Origin of the sequence: Novacetimonas hansenii JCM 7643, from assembly GCF_000964405.1 — a bacterium.
Classification (GTDB): Bacteria; Pseudomonadota; Alphaproteobacteria; order Acetobacterales; family Acetobacteraceae; genus Novacetimonas; species Novacetimonas hansenii.
The window spans coordinates 1-17,171 of the sequence record NZ_BANE01000047.1; the positions used below are offsets into that span (position 1 = coordinate 1).

The following is a 17,171-nucleotide window of genomic DNA, read 5'->3' on the forward strand; positions in this document are numbered from 1 at the left end:
AAGGCAGCACCCAGAAACTTTTCTTGTTTTTTATCAATGAGTTGCTTTCAAACACGCTCTTACTGCTTCAGGAAGCTTTCTATCCCGACCTTTACCTCCGGCGGCAGGGGCACGTATTGCAGTTTACGCGCCGTCTCGTCCCCCCGGTCGAATGCCCAGACAAAGAAATCCCGCACCGCGCGCCCCTGCGCGGGATCGGTGGGATCAGTGGGGATCAGGACATAGGTCGCAGCCATGATCGGCCATGCCCCTGCCCCCGCCGCATCAAGGACATCGACACGCCGTGTGGCGTCATCCGCCCATTTCGCGGAACGGGCAGCAGCCTCGAAACTTGCATGGTCGGCCACCACATCCTCCCCATGGCGGTTACGCATCTGCGCCATGACCATGTGGTTGCCCGCGGCATAGGCATATTCAAGATAGCCGATACTGCCCTGTGTATTGCGCACTGCGGCGGCAATCCCGTCATTGCCGCGCGCCCCCTCGCCAACCGGCCATTGGATGGAGGTGCCTGCCCCTTCCTGCGCCTGCCATTGGGGCCATGACTGCGAAAGATAGGTCGTGAACACAAAGGTCGTGCCAGACCCGTCTGCCCGCCGCACCGGCGCTACAGGGATATCGGGCAGGGCAAGGCCCGGATTGACGGCGGCGATACGCGCATCATTCCACGACGTGATTTCCCCGTCATAAACCTGCGCCAGCAATGCACCCGTCAGGTGCAACTGATTATCCCCCACACCGGGCAGGTTGATGACAGGGACAATCGCCCCCATGACGGTAGGAAACTGCGCAAGGCGCGCATCGTGCAGCGCGGTGGCGGACATCGGTGCATCCGACGCCCCGAAATCAACCGTACGGGCACGGGCCTGATTCTGTCCCGCCCCGGAGCCGATCGTCTGGTAATTCAGGGTGATGCCCACATCCTTCGCCGCATCCTCGCCCCACGCGCCATAAATGGGCGCGCCAAAACTGGACCCCGCCCCCGTAATCGCCGTGGCGCCAGCGGTGCCGGCATATCCCGCCATCAGGACAACAAGCCCCGTCCCGATCCATCCCCCTATGGCGCGCAATGACCTCTCCCCCCCTGATCAACATGCGAATGCCGGATGCATGGGCGCGACAGGAGCACAGCCCCGTCGCGCCATCAGGCATTCAGCCACGCAGTTCGGCATTGCAGGTTTTCTGCGCGGCGGCAATCACGCGTGCGCACACCGCCTCGATATCCGCATCAGTCAGGTTGCGGTCGATGGGCTGGATCGTGATCTCCACCCCCATGGACTTGTACCCGGCCGGGATCTTGTCACCTTCGTACACATCGAACAGGCTGACGGCGGAAATCAGGTTGCGTTCCGCCCCCCTGACAGCGCGCAGCAGTTTTTCCGCAGGGACATCGCCCGCCACGATAAAGGCGAAATCACGATGCAGCGGCTGGAACGGCGACAGGTTGGGCGGCGCGCGGCGGCGGCGCTTGGGTTCGGGCACATCCTCAATGAACGTCTCGAACCCCACCACCGGCAGGTCGATCCCGCGTTCAGACAGCAGCGCGGGATGCAATTGCCCGAAATACCCCAGCACCAGCTTCGGCCCCTGACGCACCGTGCCGGAACGGCCCGGATGATAATGCGCGGGCGCGTCGGGGGTAATGCTCAGCCCCTCCATCGCAGCCCCCGCGATGCGCAGGACCTCAAGGATATCCGCCTTGGCCGCCCACAGGTCCACGGGCGTTGCCGCATGACCGGGGATGCGCGCCGAATGGCCACTGCGAATGCCCGCCACGACCTGACGCTGTCCTGCCTCGGCAAAGCCAGCCCCGATTTCAAACAGGCCGAGGTCGGGATATCCACGTACCGCATTATGCTGCACCGCGTTCAGCAGGTTGACCAGAGGCGTCGGACGCATCTGATCCAGATCGGCGGCAATGGGGTTGAGCAGATGCAGGCTTTCGGGTGTTTCGCCAAACGCTGCCGCCTGGGCATGCGCGACAAAGGAAAAACCGACCGTCTCCAGCAGGCCACGCGCGGCCAGGTGCCGCCGCGCCGAGGCCACGCGCACCTGCGCCGCCGTCAGGGCGGGCACCGGTACGGCGGATACAGGCGGCAGGGAGACCGCCGGGACCGCATCCATGCCCTGCAACCGCAGGACTTCCTCAATCAAATCCACTTCTGAATCGACCGCCATCGCGCCCTGCGCCGCGCGGGCAGCCTGTTCAGGTGGCAGGTCCCGCGCCTGGTCCAGCACCATCGGCGTTGCGATGTCATTGCGCCATGACGGCACGCTGACGACCACATGTTGCGCATCGCGCTCGCGAACCTCAAAGCCCAGCCCCTCCAGCGAGGCCACCGCCTGGTCCGGCGCAACCGTCAGTCCGCCAAGCGTCGCGATACGGGCAAAGCGCAGGTGCGCGTCGCGCTGCCATGCGGGCGGCGCACCGGCTGAGACGACCTCGCTGGCCTCCCCCCCGCACAGATCAAGGATCATGCGTGTCGCCGCCTCCAGCGCGGCGGGGGGCAGGGCCTGGTCCACACCACGTTCAAAGCGCTGACGCGCATCGGAATGCAGGTTATGCCGCCTGCCGCTCAGGGCGATATGCACGGGATCAAACAGCGCACATTCAACAAAGACGTCGGTCGTCGCCGCGTCCACGCCCGTTGCTTCCCCCCCCATGATGCCAGCCAGCGACTGCACGCCGTTGGCGTCGGCGATCACGCAGTCCTCCACCGTCATCACATGTTCCGCACCGTCAAGGGTACGCAGTGTTTCGCCCTCTCCACGACACAGGGTCAGCACCTTGCCCCCCACCTTTGCCACATCAAAGACATGCAGCGGACGGCCAAGATCGAACGCGAAATAGTTGGTGATGTCCACCAGCGCGGAAATCGGGCGCAGCCCCACGGATTCCAGCCGCCGCTGCAACCATTCGGGGCTTGGCCCATTGCGCACGCCACGGATCGTACGGCCCAGAACCCACGGGCAGGCCTGCGTAAATGTATTGGCCCATGACAGCGGGGACGCGAACGTCCCTTCCACCGTTTCGGCAAGCCAGGGCCTGAGCGTGCCCATCCCCGCCGCGGCAAGGTCGCGCGCAATGCCACGGATGGCCAGTGCGTCGCCCCGGTTCGGCGTGATGGCGATTTCGATGACCGGATCATCCATATCCGCAAACAGGGCATAGGACTGCCCCACCACCGTATCATCGGGCAGTTCGGCAATGCCGTCGGTTTCCTGCCCCAGCCCCAGTTCACGCAGCGAACACAGCATCCCGCCGCTGGCCTCACCCCGGATCTTGCCGGCCTTGATGGTAATGTCGCTGCCTGGAATCCATGTGCCCGGCGGGGCAAAGATGACCGACAGGCCCGTGCGTGCGTTGGGCGCGCCACAGACGACCTGCACGCGCGCAAATCCCTCGCCCGCGTCCACCTGGCATACCCGCAGGCGATCGGCATTGGGGTGCTGTTCCGCGCTGAGGATACGCGCCGTGCGGAATGGGGCGAGGACCGCGCCACGATCCTCGATCCCCTCGACCTCCAGCCCGATGGTATTCAGCCGTGCGCAGATGTCCTCGACGCTTGCCGTCGTGTCCAGATGTTCACGCAACCATGACAGTGAAAACTTCATTGATCACAGACCTTCATGCAGCAGGGCGGGTGACAGGGGGCTGGTCCCGTAATGACGCAGCCAGCGTACGTCACTGTCGTAAAAGGAACGCAGGTCGGGAATGCCATGGCGCAGCATGGTCAGACGTTCGATCCCCATGCCAAAGGCAAATCCCTGCCATTCACGCGGGTCGAGGCCACAATTCGCCAGCACGCGCGGATGCACCATGCCCGACCCCAGCACCTCCAGCCAGTCATCGCCACCACCGATCTGTCCCGTCTTGCGCGACCAGCCGATATCAACCTCCATCGACGGTTCGGTAAAGGGGAAATAAGAGGCACGGAACCGCACCGGCAGGTCAGGCTGCGCAAAGAAGGCGCGCAGGAAATCCGACAGGCAGCCCTTGAGATGGCCCAGCGTGATGTCGCGGTCGATCACCAGTCCCTCGCACTGATGAAACATCGGTGAATGGGTCGCGTCATGATCGGCGCGATAGGTGCGCCCCGGCGCAATGATGCGAATGGGCGGTTCATGCGCCAGCATGGTGCGGATCTGCACGCCCGATGTCTGGGTGCGCAACACACGCTCCGCCGTTTCCGTCCCCTCCCGCGGGAGGTAGAACGTGTCCTGGTCCGTGCGCGCGGGATGGTGCGATGGGGTATTGAGGGCGGCGAAATTATGCCAGTCGGTCTCGATATCCGGGCCTTCGGCAACCTTGAAGCCCATCGCCCCGAAAATCGCGGTCATTTCCTCGATCGTGCGGCTGATCGGGTGCAGCGTGCCTTCGGCCTGCACGGCGGCAGGCAGGGTGACATCGACCCGTTCGGCAGCCAGACGGGCATTGAGGGCCTCGGCCTCCAATGCTTCGCCACGGGCCGCGATCTCACGCGAGAGTTCGTCGCGCAGGCGGTTCAGCGCGCTGCCACGCAGCTTGCGCTCCTCCGGCGACATCCGGCCCAGTTCCTTCAGCAGGCCGGTCAGGCGTCCTGACTTGCCCATTGTCGCGACGCGCACCTCGTCCCATGCCCGCAGGTCAGGTGCCGCGGCCAGCGCCGCAAGGGTGTCTTGCTTCAGGGTTTCGAGATCGTCACTCATGCTACCTCGCACAGGCTCACCGGACAGGCAGGCCGAGGCGCATTCGACAGATGGCGGCCATGCCGGGTATCGGATTAGGTATCGGATTACGTGGGGTGGGACCATCGCCGCGCCGCTGTCGCGCATCAGGACACACCGGGGTACTCAAAACAAAACGGGCCGCCCGGCAGGACGACCCGTTTCGCGGACCTGTCACCACATTATGGGGTGGACAACAGGTTCAGGCCAGAGCGGCCTGCGCCTTCTTGACGATTTCGGCAAAGGTCGCGGCATCGTCGAACGCAATGGCGGCCAGCACCTTGCGATCAATTTCGATCCCTGCCTTGTCCAGACCGTTGATGAAACGGCTATAGGTCAGGCCATGTTCACGCACGGCGGCATTGATGCGCTGAATCCACAGGGCGCGGAATTCACGCTTCTTGTTGCGACGGTCGCGATAGGCATAGCGAAGGGCCTTTTCAAGCCGTTCGAGCGCAATGCGATAATTGGTGGACGACCGGCCCCGGTACCCCTTGGAGAGTTCCAGAACCTTCTTGTGACGGGCGTGTGAGGTAACGCCCCGCTTGACGCGTGCCATGTATCAGATGCTCCTTATGCCAGCCCGTAGGGCGCCCACTGCTTCACAGTGCGGCCATCCATTTCCGTCAGGGTCTGCGAACCGCGGTTGGTACGCTTCATCTTCTGCGAACGGTTGATAAGGCCGTGACGCTTGTTGCCGGGGCCAGCCAGCACCTTGCCGGTCGCGGTGATCTTGAACCGCTTTTTGACCGACGACTTGGTCTTCATCTTGGGCATTTTCATCTCCATCGGTTTTTCGCATCCCATGGCCCACCGGACCGGTCGGAACGCGAACGTGACATTGCGGCCGGGCATGCCCTTGATCAGGCCCGGACGCGCGAACATCGCTGCCTATAAACAACGCCGCGACACCAATCAAGCCCTGATCGCCCCTGATTGCCCCTGATCACCATGGCGCGTTGTCTCCCCCCGGACGGCAGCCTATAACGCAACGGCAACATGGGGACCGGTCCCCAGACGGGAGAGAACGATCATGACAGCACAACGCGTGGCGATAGTGACCGGCGGCAGCCGTGGAATTGGGGCCAGCATTGCCGAAGCCCTGGCGAAGGACGGGTTCGACATTGCAATTTCCTATGCCCGCAATGCAACGGCGGCGGATGCGACTGTGGCGCGCATCACGGCACTTGGCCGCACGGCACGGGCCTATCGCGCGGGTGAGGGCACGGACGCGGCACGGGAACTGATCGAACAGGTTGTGCAGGATTTCGGGCGGCTGGACACGCTGGTGTGCAATGCCGGCATCTATCCCTATGCCAAGGTGCAGGAAATGACGGTGGCGCAGGTGGATGCGACGCTGGACCTGAACGTACGCGCCGTCATGCTGGAGACGATGGCCGCCGTGACGCATATGAAGCGTGGCGGGCGCATCATCCTGATCGGTTCCACCTTTGGCGAACGCGCGCCCTTCCCCGGCATCTCGCTCTACAGCGCGACGAAGGCCGCGCTGGGTGGTTTCGTGCGTGGCGCGGCGCGTGACCTGGGGCCGGAAGGCATTACCATCAACGTGATCCAGCCCGGCCCCATTGATACGGACATGAACCCTGCCGATGGCGCGGGTGCGGACATGCTGCGCGGTTTCCTGTGCATGCCGGAATATGGCAAACCGGCTGACATCGCCTCCATGGCGTCCTTCCTGGCCCGCCCCGAAAGCGACAACATCACCGGCGCGGCCCTGACCGTGGATGGGGGGCTAGCTGCCTGACGCCGCGTTTGCGCAGGGAAACAGGCTGTTTCCCTGCGGCACCCTTTGCGGAGCCTGCCCGACTGTCGCCCGCTTCCTGCACCGGCCTTGATTTTTTGAATCAAGACTGCATGCAAAAGCTTTTTTGCGAAAATGATACCGCAACCGCATCCCGCTTCCGGCTTTGCCGGGACTTCGGCCTGCACTTTACGCATGCGCCTTAACGGATGTGGCCCGGATGCTGCGCAATACTTCGTAATATACACAGCCATCGTCCCCTCATGCCCCAAATCCCGCCAAAGCGGATCACCCTGCCCTTTTCCTGCCGGAAACTGACGGCAGGTACATCACTTTCGCGGGTTGTCACATTTTCCATTTCTGATTAGGCGTCGTGAATACTTTGCCGTGGAAAATGGTCATGACCATACTCAATACTACATCCCTGCCCCATCTGCCGCCGGAAATCATGGTTCCGTCCTATGACCGCGGCAAGGTTACGCCGGGCATTGCCCATCTGAGTGTCGGTAATTTCCACCGCGCGCACGAAGCGGTCTACCTTGAACGCATTCTGGCGCGCCCGGGGCAGTCGGACTGGGGCATCGTGGGGATCGGCCTGATGGACAGCCCCGGCGAGGCGGACAAGGCCGATGCCATGAAGGCGCAGGACTGCCTGTATTCCCTGACGGAATGCGCGCCCGACGCACCCGATACCGTGCGGGTCATCGGCTCCATCATCGAATATGTCCACGCCCCGGCCGATCGTGCGGCAGCCATCGAACGCCTGGCTGACCCCGCGATACGCATCGTCAGCATGACAATTACCGAAGGCGGCTATTACGTCGATGAAAACGGGCATTTTCCGCTCGACCTGCCTGTCATTGCCGAAGACCTGAAGCGCGATGTGCCCCATACCGCCTTTGGCGTCCTGACCGAGGCGCTGCGCCTGCGCCGTGACCGCGGGATTGGCCCATTCACCGTCCTGTCTTGCGACAACCTGCCGCAAAATGGCCACGTGGCGCGCAACGCCACCCTGACATGGGCCAGGGCACGCGATGCGGCGCTGGCGGAATGGATGGCAGACAACGTCACCTTCCCCTGCACGATGGTGGATCGCATCACCCCGGCGGTGCGCCCCGATGACGTGCGCCGCCTTGATGCCGCCAGTGGCCTTGATGACCGCATCCCCGTCTTTTGCGAGGATTTCATACAATGGGTGATCGAGGACAAATTCTGCGCAGGCCGGCCGGAATTCGATGCCGTGGGCGTGCAGTTCACGGACAATGTCTATCCGTATGAGGAAGTAAAGCTGCGGATGCTCAATGCCTCGCACTCGCTGCTGGGACTGTCGGGCGTGCTGTCGGGATACCGCATTGTCAGCGACATCATGGCTGACATGAACGAAGTCTCCCTGGTGGAGCGTTACCTCGGCCTTGACGCAGAACCGCTGCTGACGGCACCGCCGGGCATGGAACTGCATGAATATGGCGCACTGCTGCTGCGGCGTTTCCGCAATCATGCCATCAGCGACCAACTGCTGCGCATCGCATCGGACAGCACGTCAAAGCTACAGATGTTCATCCGTGAAACAGCGATGGGCCTGCTGGCGACGCACCGCACCCCGATCCGCGTGGCCTTCGTGATCTCGTGCTATCTGGAATATCTGCGCGGCCATGATGACAATGGCGCGACCTATCCGATCATGGAACCACATCTCAGCGCGCCGGACCGTGCCCTTGCCACTGGCGCGGACCTTGATGCGGCCCTGAACATGTCGGTGTTCGCGGGCTGGGGACTGACGGAGTCACCGGACTTCGTCACATGCTATCGCACGGTCCGGCAGGCCATCCGTGCGCACGGCACGCGCAGGACACTGGCGGAGGTCGTTCTTACGGCGCAATAACCCTTCTTTTTCCACGATATACGACCCGTCCTGTGCGCCCTCCGTCATGCCTGCATCGCGGAGGGCTTTGACACGTCATCGTTAGAAATAACTTCTTGACCTGCGCCTGATTTATAAGCTGTCTCCTGAACTAAGGCCCGCGCCCGCCGTTTTTCGCTCTGCTTCAGGAAGATCATGAATACTCCCCCCACCCGTCCTGGTCCCCTCCTCCTCCTCGCCATTGCCCTATGTGCGATATCCGGCCTTTACCTGCTGGGTGGTGGCATATGGCTGGCCGTTCTGGGGGGATCTATTTATTATGTCCTTGCCGGGGTGGCATTGCTGGGCACGGCATGGCTGCTGTTCATGCGGGCACAGGCCGCGCTGGGCCTGTATGCCATCCTGCTTGCGGGTACGATGATATGGGCCGTGCGGGAAGCCGGTTTCGATTTCTGGGCGCTGGCCCCGCGCGGCGACATTCTGGTGCCGATTGGCATCCTGCTGCTTCTGCCGGGGGTGACGCGGCATCTCAGGGCACCAGTCGGGGCGCCACGCCTTGTGCTTGGGGCGGTGATTGCCGCGGCGGTCGCGGTTGTCGGCATTGCCCTGACGCAGGACCCGCAGGACATCGCCGGCAGCCTGCCGGCCGTGGCGCAGAATGCCCCGACGCCCGGCGATGCCAGCCAGATGCCCGACGAAGACTGGCAGGCTTATGGCCGTACGGAGTTCGGGGACCGTTTTTCTCCCCTCAAGCAGATTACGCCTGCGAATGTCGGCAAGCTGAAAGTCGCGTGGACATTCCGTACGGGTGACATGCGTGGTCCGGGCGATCCGGGGGAGACGACGGACGAAGTCACGCCGATCAAGATCCGCGATACGATTTACCTGTGTTCACCGCACCAGATCCTGTTCGCGCTGGATGCCGCCACAGGCAAGCAGCGGTGGAAGTTCGATCCGCAGATCGTCCATAACCCAACGTTCCAGCACCTGACCTGCCGTGGCGTTTCCTATCACGAAGCCCCGGCGGATGCGGCGCCTGCCGAATGTGCGCAGCGCATCTTCCTGCCAACGAATGATGGCCGCCTGTTCGCCCTTGATGCGCATAGCGGGGCGCGTTGTCACGGGTTCGGCACGGATGGGGAAATCGACCTGAAGGACGGCATGACGGTCAAGACGGCGGGTTTTTACGAACCCACCTCCCCCCCGGTTGTGACGGACAACATGGTCATCGTATCGGGTGCGGTGACGGACAATTATTCCACGCATGAACCCTCTGGCGTCACGCGCGGCTTTGACGTCAATACGGGTGAACTGAAATGGGCGTTCGACCCCGGCAACCCTGACCCCAACGAAATGCCGTCCGAACACCACCATTTCGTGCCCAATTCACCGAATTCATGGATCACGTCGTCCTATGACGCGCATCTGGACCTGATCTATATCCCCATGGGTGTCCAGACCCCCGATATCTGGGGCGGAAACCGCAATGCGGATTCCGAACGCTATGCCAGCTCGATCGTCGCGCTGAACGCATCGACGGGAAAACTGGTATGGAGTTACCAGACCGTCCATCATGACCTGTGGGACATGGACATCCCGGCACAGCCCAGCCTGGTGGATATCCGCATGCCCGACGGGCAGGTTGTCCCGACCCTGTATGCCCCGGCGAAAACCGGCAATATCTTTGTGCTGGACCGCCGTGACGGCAAACTGGTGGTGCCCGCCCCCGAACGCGCCGTCCCGCAGGGCGCGGCGCCAGGGGATCACCTGTCGGCCACGCAGCCTTTCTCCCAACTGACATTCCGGCCGAAAAAGAACCTGACGGATGCGGACATGTGGGGCGGCACGATGTTCGACCAACTGATCTGCCGCGTCATGTTCCACCAGCTCCGCTATGATGGGCCATTCACGCCGCCTTCGCTGCAGGGAACACTGGTCTTCCCCGGCAACCTCGGGATGTTTGAATGGGGCGGACTGGCGGTCGATCCGGTCCGGCAGATCGCGATCGCCAATCCTATCGCCATCCCGTTCGTGTCCACCCTGATCCCGCGCGGCCCCAACAACCCCGCAACCCCTGACAAATCCCAGCCATCCGGCAGCGAAAGCGGCGTGCAGCCACAGTTCGGCGCACCTTATGGCGTTGACCTGCATGCATTCCTGTCACCGCTGGGCCTGCCGTGCAAACAGCCTGCATGGGGATATATGTCCGGCATCGACCTGCGTACGAACAAGATCGTGTGGAAGCATCGCAACGGCACGATCCGTGACAGCGCACCACTGCCGATCCCCTTCAGGATGGGCGTACCCAGCCTGGGCGGCCCGTTGACCACCGCAGGGGGGGTCGCATTCCTGACCTCCACGCTCGATTACTATATCCGGGCATATGACGTCACGACCGGACAGCAGTTGTGGCAGGACCGCCTGCCCGCCGGTGGGCAGTCCACGCCGATGACCTATGCCGTCAATGGACGCCAGTTCATCGTGACGGCCGATGGGGGCCACGGCTCCTTCGGGACCAAGATGGGCGATTACGTGGTCGCCTACAGCCTGCCTGAATAACGGCGGCACATACGCAACCGGGACGACGCGGCATGTCGTCCCGGCTTGACCCGGCGGTGACTGTCTGTATATACTCGGATATAGACATGGTTCACCGGGGAAACAACGTTCCCCGCCACCCTGCCCCATCCGCCATCAGGCCCCTGTAAACGCCACTTATTCAGGCTTTTACAGATGATCTTTCGTGGGGTATAAAGATCCAAATAAGTCTTATAAGTGTTTTCACCTTACGTTAGGTGGAAGCCCTTGATTAGGAAACATCAAGACTGACTGTCCGCCGCGAGGAAGGAGCGCCCCTGCGCGTCCTGTTGCTCCGGTGCCGGAAAGCAGCATGCACATGCATGTTGGTTTCTTTGTTTCTGAAGACGTAGCGCCGAAACTCGGGGCGGATGATACGGGGTGATAAAATGACTTTCACAACCGCGAGAACATCGTGATTAAACGCATTGCAGCAGCGATTGTGGGAATCGGTGTCGCCGGTGGCGTCGGATTCCTTGCGTACGCGTGGTATCCGGAGATTGCTCCGGTTGCGCCGCCGTCTCCCTCCTCCTTCAGCAAGGCACAGATCGAACATGGTCGTGTGCTGGCCGCCGGTGGTTACTGTGCGGAGTGTCATACCCGCACCGACGGCAAGCGCGGTATCGAACTGGCGGGCGATTACAAGATGGACACGCCCTTTGGCGCCATCTTTTCCTCCAACATCACGCCCGACCCGGAAACCGGTATCGGTCACTGGTCGCAGGCCGCGTTCAAGCGTGCGATGCGCAAGGGCATTTCACGTGACGGGACACAGCTTTTCCCGGCGTTCCCGTTCGATCATTTCACGCATATGACGGATCAGGACATTGATGACGTCTATGCGTTCCTCATGACGCGCGAACCGGTCCATTCGGTCAAGCGCGACAACACGGTGGCCTTCCCCTTCAATATCCGCCTGGAACAGGCTGGATGGAAGCTCCTGTTCCTGCATGAAGGGCCGCTGAAGAATAACGATGCCAAGGATGCGCAGTGGAATCGTGGTGCCTATCTTGCCGAAGGGCTGAGCCACTGCTCTGCGTGCCATACACCGCGCAATGCGATGGGCGCGGAAAAGAGCAGCGCCCCCTATGACGGCGCGCCGGTGGATAACTGGATTGCCCCGCCGCTCAACGAACATAACCCCACCCCTGTCGTGTGGACCGAGGACGAGTTCTTCAAGTATCTGCGTTACGGTTCCGCCCCGCTGCATGGCAGTGCGGCTGGCCCGATGTCGCCTGTCGTCCATGGTGGCCTGAGCGAGATGCCGGAATCCGACGTCCACGCCATCGCGCACTATCTTGCGGATATCGACAAGGCCGCCACCCGCGTCAACGAAGACCCCAAGGCCATTGCCTGGGCCATGAAGGCGTCCATGCGTGACCTCGTCGGCCCGCAGACAGACCCCAACGCACGCCTGTATGCCGGGGCCTGCGCCGCGTGCCATGCCAACGCCGGCCCGCAGCCGGTTGACGGACGCCCCGACCTGGCGCTGAACAATGCGCTGTGGCTGGATGAACCGACCAACCTGTATCAGGTGATCCTGCACGGAATTGGAACGCAGGAAGGCATCTCCACCGTGTCGATGCCCAGCTTCTACCATTCCTTCTCCGACGCGGACCTCGCACGTCTGGCCGCCTACCTGCGCGCCACGCGGACGACCCTGAAACCCTGGACCGACCTTGAGAAGAAAGCCGCAGACGTCCGCAAGACGCTGGCTGCCTCTCCTGTCGCCTCTTCTCATTGAGATGAAAGACGGAGCTAGAACATGACGACCTTTCACCTCAATGGACGCGAAGTCACCGTTGACGTCCCCGAAGATACCCCGCTTCTGTGGGTTATCCGTGACGAAGTTGGCCTGACCGGGACAAAGTTCGGCTGTGGCATCGGCATGTGCGGCGCATGCACCGTGCATATCGGCGGTCGCGCCACCCGGTCGTGCATCACCCCCATCAGCGCCGCCGAAGGCGCTGACATCACCACGATCGAAGGGCTTGACCCCGAGGGCAAGCATCCCGTGCAAGAAGCATGGCGTGAACTGCAGGTGCCGCAGTGCGGGTACTGCCAGTCGGGACAGATCATGCAGGCCGTCAGCCTGCTCAAGGATTATCCCTCCCCCACGGATGAGGAAATCGACGCGGTCATGGCCGGAAGCCTGTGCCGTTGCATGACCTACATTCGCATACGCGACGCCATCAAGAAGGCCGCGGCAGCCGCACGCGGAGATTCGTCAAATGGGTAGACTGAACCGTTTTCTTACTGGAAAAGGCTCCGGCTCAGGACAGGGACTGTCCCGGCGCGGCTTCCTTGTCACCTCGCTTGGCGCGGGCGTCATGTTTGGATTTGCCCGGCAGGCATCGGCCAACCAGGTTTTCCCGCTTGATAAATCCGGTCCCGGCGATGGTGCGTTCGAACCCACCATCTGGTGTGCGATCGCACCGGATGGGGAGATCACGGTCAATATCATCCGTGCGGAAATGGGCCAGCATATCGGCTCCGCCCTTGCCCGCATCATCGCGGACGAGATGGAGGCCGACTGGGACAAGGTACGGATCAATTATGTCGATACCGACCCCAAATGGGGCCTGATGGTCACAGGTGGCAGTTGGTCCGTCTGGATGACGTGGGATATTTTCCGTCAGGCAGGCGCGGCAACGCGCACGGCCCTGGTGGAAGAAGCCGCGCGCCTGCTGGGCACGACGCCCGACAAGTGCAGCGTCAGCAAAAGCATCGTGTCCGCCGCCAATGGCAAGCAGATCAGCTTTGGCGACATTGTCACGCAGGGTCATCCCAGCCACTCCTTCACGCCCGAGGAAATGGCCAAGCTGCCCCTGAAACCTGCGAGCGAGCGTCGCCTGATCGGTAATTCGGAACTCAAGAAGGCACTCGACATTCCTGCCAAGACCACGGGCGAGGCCATTTATGGCATCGACGCCAAGGTCGAGGGCATGGTCTATGCCCGCCCGAAGATGCCGCCGACGCGCTATGGCTCCAAGGCGCGTTCCGTTGATGACAGCGAGGCCCGCAAGGTCAAGGGCTATATCCGTTACCTGAAGATCGACGACCCGTCGGGCGTGGTGCAGGGGTGGATCGTGGTGCTTGCCAGCAGCTACAGCGCCGCCATCCGTGCGACCGACGCGCTGAAGGTGGACTGGATCCCGGGGGAGACCGCCCATGTCAACGAACGCGACATCCAGGATCGTGGCCGTGAACTGATCAACCACAAGGAAGGTGGTGTTTACGTCTTCAATGACGATGGCGTGGATCAGGCGTTCAGTTCGGCCCATACGGTCATGGACAAGGAATATACCTGCGCATCCGTCCTGCATTACCAGCTGGAGCCGATGAACGCCCTCGCCTTTGTCAAGGACGGCGTTTACGAGATCCATGCAGGCAACCAGTGGCAGTCATTGATCCTGCCGACACTGGCAAAGGCGCTGGAAGTCCCGGAAAGCAAGATCGTGCTGCGCAGCTATCTGCTGGGTGGCGGGTTCGGGCGTCGCCTGAACGGGGATTACATGATCCCGGCCGCCCTCGCTTCCAAGGCACTTGGCGGCAAACCGGTCAAGCTGATCCTGACGCGTTCGGACGACATGGTGTTCGACTCCTTCCGCTCACCATCCGTGCAGCGGGTCCGCATGGCGTTCGATGCCTCCAACAAGATCACCGCCATGGATTATCAGGCGGCGGCCGGCTGGCCCACCGGGGTCATGGCGGAAGCTTTCATGGCCAAGGGCGTACATGACGCCCCATATGACCAGTTTGCCATTGCTGGTGCCGATCACTGGTACGAAGTGGGGGCATTTCGCGTGCGGGCGTTACGCAACGACCTGGCGGAAAAAACCTTCCGTCCCGGCTGGCTGCGCTCGGTCAGTCCCGGCTGGACCAGTTGGGGGGTGGAATGCTTCCTGGACGAAGTCGCCCATGCGCAGAAAAAGGACCCCGTGCAGTTCCGTCTGGATATGCTGACGGCCACCGGACGCAACAAGGGCGAAGCCCCCGATGCCGTTGGCGGGGCATTGCGGCAGGCTGCGGTTCTGCGCCGCCTGGCGGAAAAGGTGGGCTGGGGCCAGCAGACGCTGCCCAAAGACACCGCGCTGGGTATCTGCACGACCGCAGGACAGGAACGCGGCATGCCGACATGGATCGCCTGCTGTGCGCAGGTGCATGTTGACCGCTCTACCGGTGTTGTCCGCTGTGAAAAGCTGACGATCGTGGTGGATGCCGGTACGGTGGTCGATCCCGACGGCGCACGTGCCCAGACCGAGGGTGCGGCCCTGTGGGGCCTGAGCATGGTACTGTTCGAGAACACGGAAATCGTGAACGGACAGCCGGTGGACCGGAACCTGAACACCTATACCCCCCTGCGTATGGCCGATACGCCGGAGATGGATATCGAGTTCCTGCCCAGCACCGAAAAGCCGATGGGCCTTGGTGAACCCGGAACCACGGTTGTCGGCCCGGCCATTGGCAATGCGATCTTCAACGCCGTCGGTGTCCGGCTGCGCCATATGCCGGTGCGCCCGGCGGATGTCCTGCGTGGGCTTCAGGGAAGCTGAGCCTGCCCCGGACAGGGCATGAAAAAGGGGGCTGGCGCATGATGTGCCAGCCCCCTTTTCTTTTGCCGTTTGGAAACGGCGTCTTTGCCTAACGTCCGGGATGTTGCCTGATGTCAAAGACTGTTTGAAACATTGGTCCGGGAAGCGGCTTGAAATCATAAGGAAGTTTTTGGATGCTGCCTTTTTTCAGAAAGGCAGCATCTTCGAAAGCCCTTTTGAAAAAGCTTCATCAAAAACCTTTATAATTTCAGGATGCTATTGAACCTGACTTTTTCAAACAGCCCCTGATAAATTTTCAAAGCTTTCCCCAAAGCTTTGAAAGACATCGCATGTTCAAAAAAAAACAAGGCGATGACTGAAAACTTTTCCCATTCTTTTTCAATGGGTGCTTTCAATCCGCACCAAGGGAAGAGGGAATGTCTTTCGCAACTATTCCCCTGGCGGAAGTCCTACCAGAAACGCACCGTCAGCCAACAGGCGGCGCGTCACATCCGCACGGCCTGTCGGCCAAGCGCCGGGTCATCCGTAAAGAACCCGTCCAGCCCAAGATCAAGATAGCGCCGGATTTCCGCGATGGCCCCGTCGGGATTGCGGGCATTATCCCCCAGCGCATTGCGCAGTTGCAGCGGCAGGAAACAGTTTTCGGGCCGGAAGGTATACGAATGCACCAGCAACCCGGCCCTGTGCGCATCCTCGATCAAGGATGACGGCGCAAGCCATGCCCCGGAGGCATCGCGCGGAATGATGTCTACATTCGACGGACCAATCACATCCGCATACTGCCGCACGTTACGCAGCCCCTCTGGCGTCATCAGGTCGCCAAATGTCGTGCCCTGCCCAGCCGCCGCAAGGTCCGGCACCCGTTGCGTGCGCTCCCCCATCAGGAACATCAGACGTGCCTGCGGGTTGATCGCCTTTACCTTGCCAGACAATGTCTTGAGATTCGTGGTCTCAAACGACTGAACCTCCAACGGGCAATAACGCGTATATTCATGCGCCCCGATCACCTGCAGGAACGTTTCTTCCGGTGTATGACCCAATTTGTGGAAATAGGTGGAGTTCTTGATCTCCGGGATCAGGCCGATCACACGTCCACGTGCGGCAGCCTCTGCCGCCACGAAATCAATGACTTCCTCGAACGTGGGGATATCGAAATGTCCATCATAACGCGTGTTATGGGCACGCACCATCGGCAGGCGTTCCCGCGCGCGCAGGGTTTTAAGCTCCTTCAGCGTGAAATCCGTCGTGAACCATCCGGTTTCCGACACGCCATCAATCACGACCGTCCGCTTGCGCGATGCGAATTCAGGATGGCTTGCGACATCCGACGTTCCCGCGATATTGCTTTCATGTCGCGCCACCAGCACACCATCGCTGGTGGGGACAAGGTCGGGTTCGATATAATCAGCGCCATCCGCAATGGCCCTGGCATAGGATGCCAGCGTATGTTCCGGCCGTAATGCGGATGCCCCACGATGCGCCATGACCAGGGGCACCGGTGCCAGTGATGGCGCGGCACGTCCGGGCCGCACCGGCAACATTATCGCGCCCCCCGCCAGAACGATTGCCTGCCTGCGTGTCAGCATGGCCTTATCCATGAATTTTTCCAGTCTGATTGTCTTGGCGCCATGACCCGGTTGGGGCTGTCGGAAAAGATGATCCATGGGGCAACTGGGAAACATAAAAGCTTTCCGGGCGTCGACTTTTC

13 protein-coding genes are annotated in these 17,171 nt (G+C 61.7%); 6 read left to right on the plus strand and 7 right to left on the minus strand.

Annotation, left to right across the window (positions count from 1 at the left end; translation table 11 throughout):
• Nucleotides 1-59: 59 nt before the first annotated feature.
• The 5 genes from pstS to rpmI form a co-directional block, all read right to left on the minus strand.
• Nucleotides 60-1,025 carry a phosphate ABC transporter substrate-binding protein PstS gene (gene pstS, locus B7G66_RS03225; RefSeq protein ID WP_048858846.1) on the minus strand — a complete coding sequence of 322 codons (966 nt, stop codon included), beginning with the start codon at nt 1,023-1,025 and terminating at the stop codon, nt 60-62.
• 127 nt (nt 1,026-1,152) lie between these two features.
• Complete coding sequence (pheT, locus tag B7G66_RS03230; RefSeq protein WP_003620461.1) at nt 1,153-3,615, minus strand: phenylalanine--tRNA ligase subunit beta; 2,463 nt, start codon at nt 3,613-3,615, stop codon at nt 1,153-1,155.
• A 3-nt stretch (nt 3,616-3,618) separates the two neighbouring features.
• Entirely contained in the window at nt 3,619-4,689 is a 1,071-nt protein-coding gene (pheS, locus tag B7G66_RS03235; protein ID WP_003620464.1) for a phenylalanine--tRNA ligase subunit alpha, read from the minus strand.
• Nucleotides 4,690-4,909: 220 nt separating this feature from the next.
• Nucleotides 4,910-5,266: a 50S ribosomal protein L20 gene (gene rplT, locus B7G66_RS03240; protein ID WP_003620466.1), complete on the minus strand. Its 357-nt coding sequence runs from the start codon at nt 5,264-5,266 to the stop codon at nt 4,910-4,912.
• Nucleotides 5,267-5,280: 14 nt separating this feature from the next.
• Entirely contained in the window at nt 5,281-5,484 is a 204-nt protein-coding gene (gene rpmI, locus B7G66_RS03245) for a 50S ribosomal protein L35 (RefSeq protein ID WP_012554749.1), read from the minus strand.
• 256 nt (nt 5,485-5,740) lie between these two features.
• Between rpmI and B7G66_RS03250 the strand changes: the two genes are divergently transcribed.
• Together B7G66_RS03250 and B7G66_RS03255 are read left to right on the plus strand one after the other, a co-directional pair.
• Complete coding sequence (locus tag B7G66_RS03250; RefSeq protein WP_040510875.1) at nt 5,741-6,472, plus strand: SDR family NAD(P)-dependent oxidoreductase; 732 nt, start codon at nt 5,741-5,743, stop codon at nt 6,470-6,472.
• A gap of 397 nt (nt 6,473-6,869) precedes the next feature.
• On the plus strand, nt 6,870-8,351 hold the full coding sequence (locus B7G66_RS03255; protein ID WP_141312908.1) for a mannitol dehydrogenase family protein: 1,482 nt from the start codon (nt 6,870-6,872) through the stop codon (nt 8,349-8,351).
• A 44-nt stretch (nt 8,352-8,395) separates the two neighbouring features.
• On the opposite strand, the gene B7G66_RS18940 is transcribed toward B7G66_RS03255, so the two are convergent.
• Complete coding sequence (locus tag B7G66_RS18940) at nt 8,396-8,527, minus strand: hypothetical protein (RefSeq protein WP_003620474.1); 132 nt, start codon at nt 8,525-8,527, stop codon at nt 8,396-8,398.
• Here B7G66_RS18940 and B7G66_RS03260 point away from each other — a divergent pair.
• The 4 genes from B7G66_RS03260 (at nt 8,526) to B7G66_RS03275 (ending at nt 15,463) form a co-directional block, all read left to right on the plus strand.
• Nucleotides 8,526-10,889, plus strand: a complete 2,364-nt coding sequence (locus tag B7G66_RS03260) for a glucose/quinate/shikimate family membrane-bound PQQ-dependent dehydrogenase (protein WP_003620475.1) — start codon at nt 8,526-8,528, stop codon at nt 10,887-10,889. The two genes, B7G66_RS18940 and B7G66_RS03260, sit on opposite strands and share 2 nt — an antisense overlap.
• A gap of 433 nt (nt 10,890-11,322) precedes the next feature.
• Nucleotides 11,323-12,651, plus strand: a complete 1,329-nt coding sequence (locus B7G66_RS03265; RefSeq protein ID WP_003620476.1) for a cytochrome c — start codon at nt 11,323-11,325, stop codon at nt 12,649-12,651.
• A gap of 21 nt (nt 12,652-12,672) precedes the next feature.
• A complete protein-coding gene (locus B7G66_RS03270; RefSeq protein ID WP_003620477.1) occupies nt 12,673-13,146 on the plus strand; it encodes a (2Fe-2S)-binding protein in 474 nt (157 codons plus the stop codon).
• Nucleotides 13,139-15,463, plus strand: coding sequence for a xanthine dehydrogenase family protein molybdopterin-binding subunit (locus tag B7G66_RS03275; protein WP_040510878.1), 2,325 nt, complete (start codon nt 13,139-13,141; stop codon nt 15,461-15,463). Before B7G66_RS03270 ends, B7G66_RS03275 begins: the two co-directional genes overlap by 8 nt.
• A 485-nt stretch (nt 15,464-15,948) precedes the next feature.
• Here the strand turns inward: B7G66_RS03275 and B7G66_RS03280 are convergent, their stop codons facing one another.
• Nucleotides 15,949-17,049, minus strand: a complete 1,101-nt coding sequence (locus B7G66_RS03280; protein ID WP_040512036.1) for a glycerophosphodiester phosphodiesterase — start codon at nt 17,047-17,049, stop codon at nt 15,949-15,951.
• Nucleotides 17,050-17,171: the final 122 nt, after the last annotated feature.

What these genes read in the sequence shown, in the direction of transcription:
- rpmI (WP_012554749.1), bottom strand. Translation starts at nt 5,484, where the DNA reads ATGCCCAAGATGAAGACCAAGTCGTCGGTCAAAAAGCGGTTCAAGATC.
- B7G66_RS03255 (WP_141312908.1), top strand. Translation starts at nt 6,870, where the DNA reads ATGACCATACTCAATACTACATCCCTGCCCCATCTGCCGCCGGAAATC.
- rplT (WP_003620466.1), bottom strand. Translation starts at nt 5,266, where the DNA reads ATGGCACGCGTCAAGCGGGGCGTTACCTCACACGCCCGTCACAAGAAG.
- B7G66_RS18940 (WP_003620474.1), bottom strand. Translation starts at nt 8,527, where the DNA reads ATGATCTTCCTGAAGCAGAGCGAAAAACGGCGGGCGCGGGCCTTAGTT.
- pheT (WP_003620461.1), bottom strand. Translation starts at nt 3,615, where the DNA reads ATGAAGTTTTCACTGTCATGGTTGCGTGAACATCTGGACACGACGGCA.
- B7G66_RS03275 (WP_040510878.1), top strand. Translation starts at nt 13,139, where the DNA reads ATGGGTAGACTGAACCGTTTTCTTACTGGAAAAGGCTCCGGCTCAGGA.
- pstS (WP_048858846.1), bottom strand. Translation starts at nt 1,025, where the DNA reads ATGGCGGGATATGCCGGCACCGCTGGCGCCACGGCGATTACGGGGGCG.
- pheS (WP_003620464.1), bottom strand. Translation starts at nt 4,689, where the DNA reads ATGAGTGACGATCTCGAAACCCTGAAGCAAGACACCCTTGCGGCGCTG.
- B7G66_RS03270 (WP_003620477.1), top strand. Translation starts at nt 12,673, where the DNA reads ATGACGACCTTTCACCTCAATGGACGCGAAGTCACCGTTGACGTCCCC.
- B7G66_RS03280 (WP_040512036.1), bottom strand. Translation starts at nt 17,049, where the DNA reads ATGCTGACACGCAGGCAGGCAATCGTTCTGGCGGGGGGCGCGATAATG.
- B7G66_RS03250 (WP_040510875.1), top strand. Translation starts at nt 5,741, where the DNA reads ATGACAGCACAACGCGTGGCGATAGTGACCGGCGGCAGCCGTGGAATT.
- B7G66_RS03260 (WP_003620475.1), top strand. Translation starts at nt 8,526, where the DNA reads ATGAATACTCCCCCCACCCGTCCTGGTCCCCTCCTCCTCCTCGCCATT.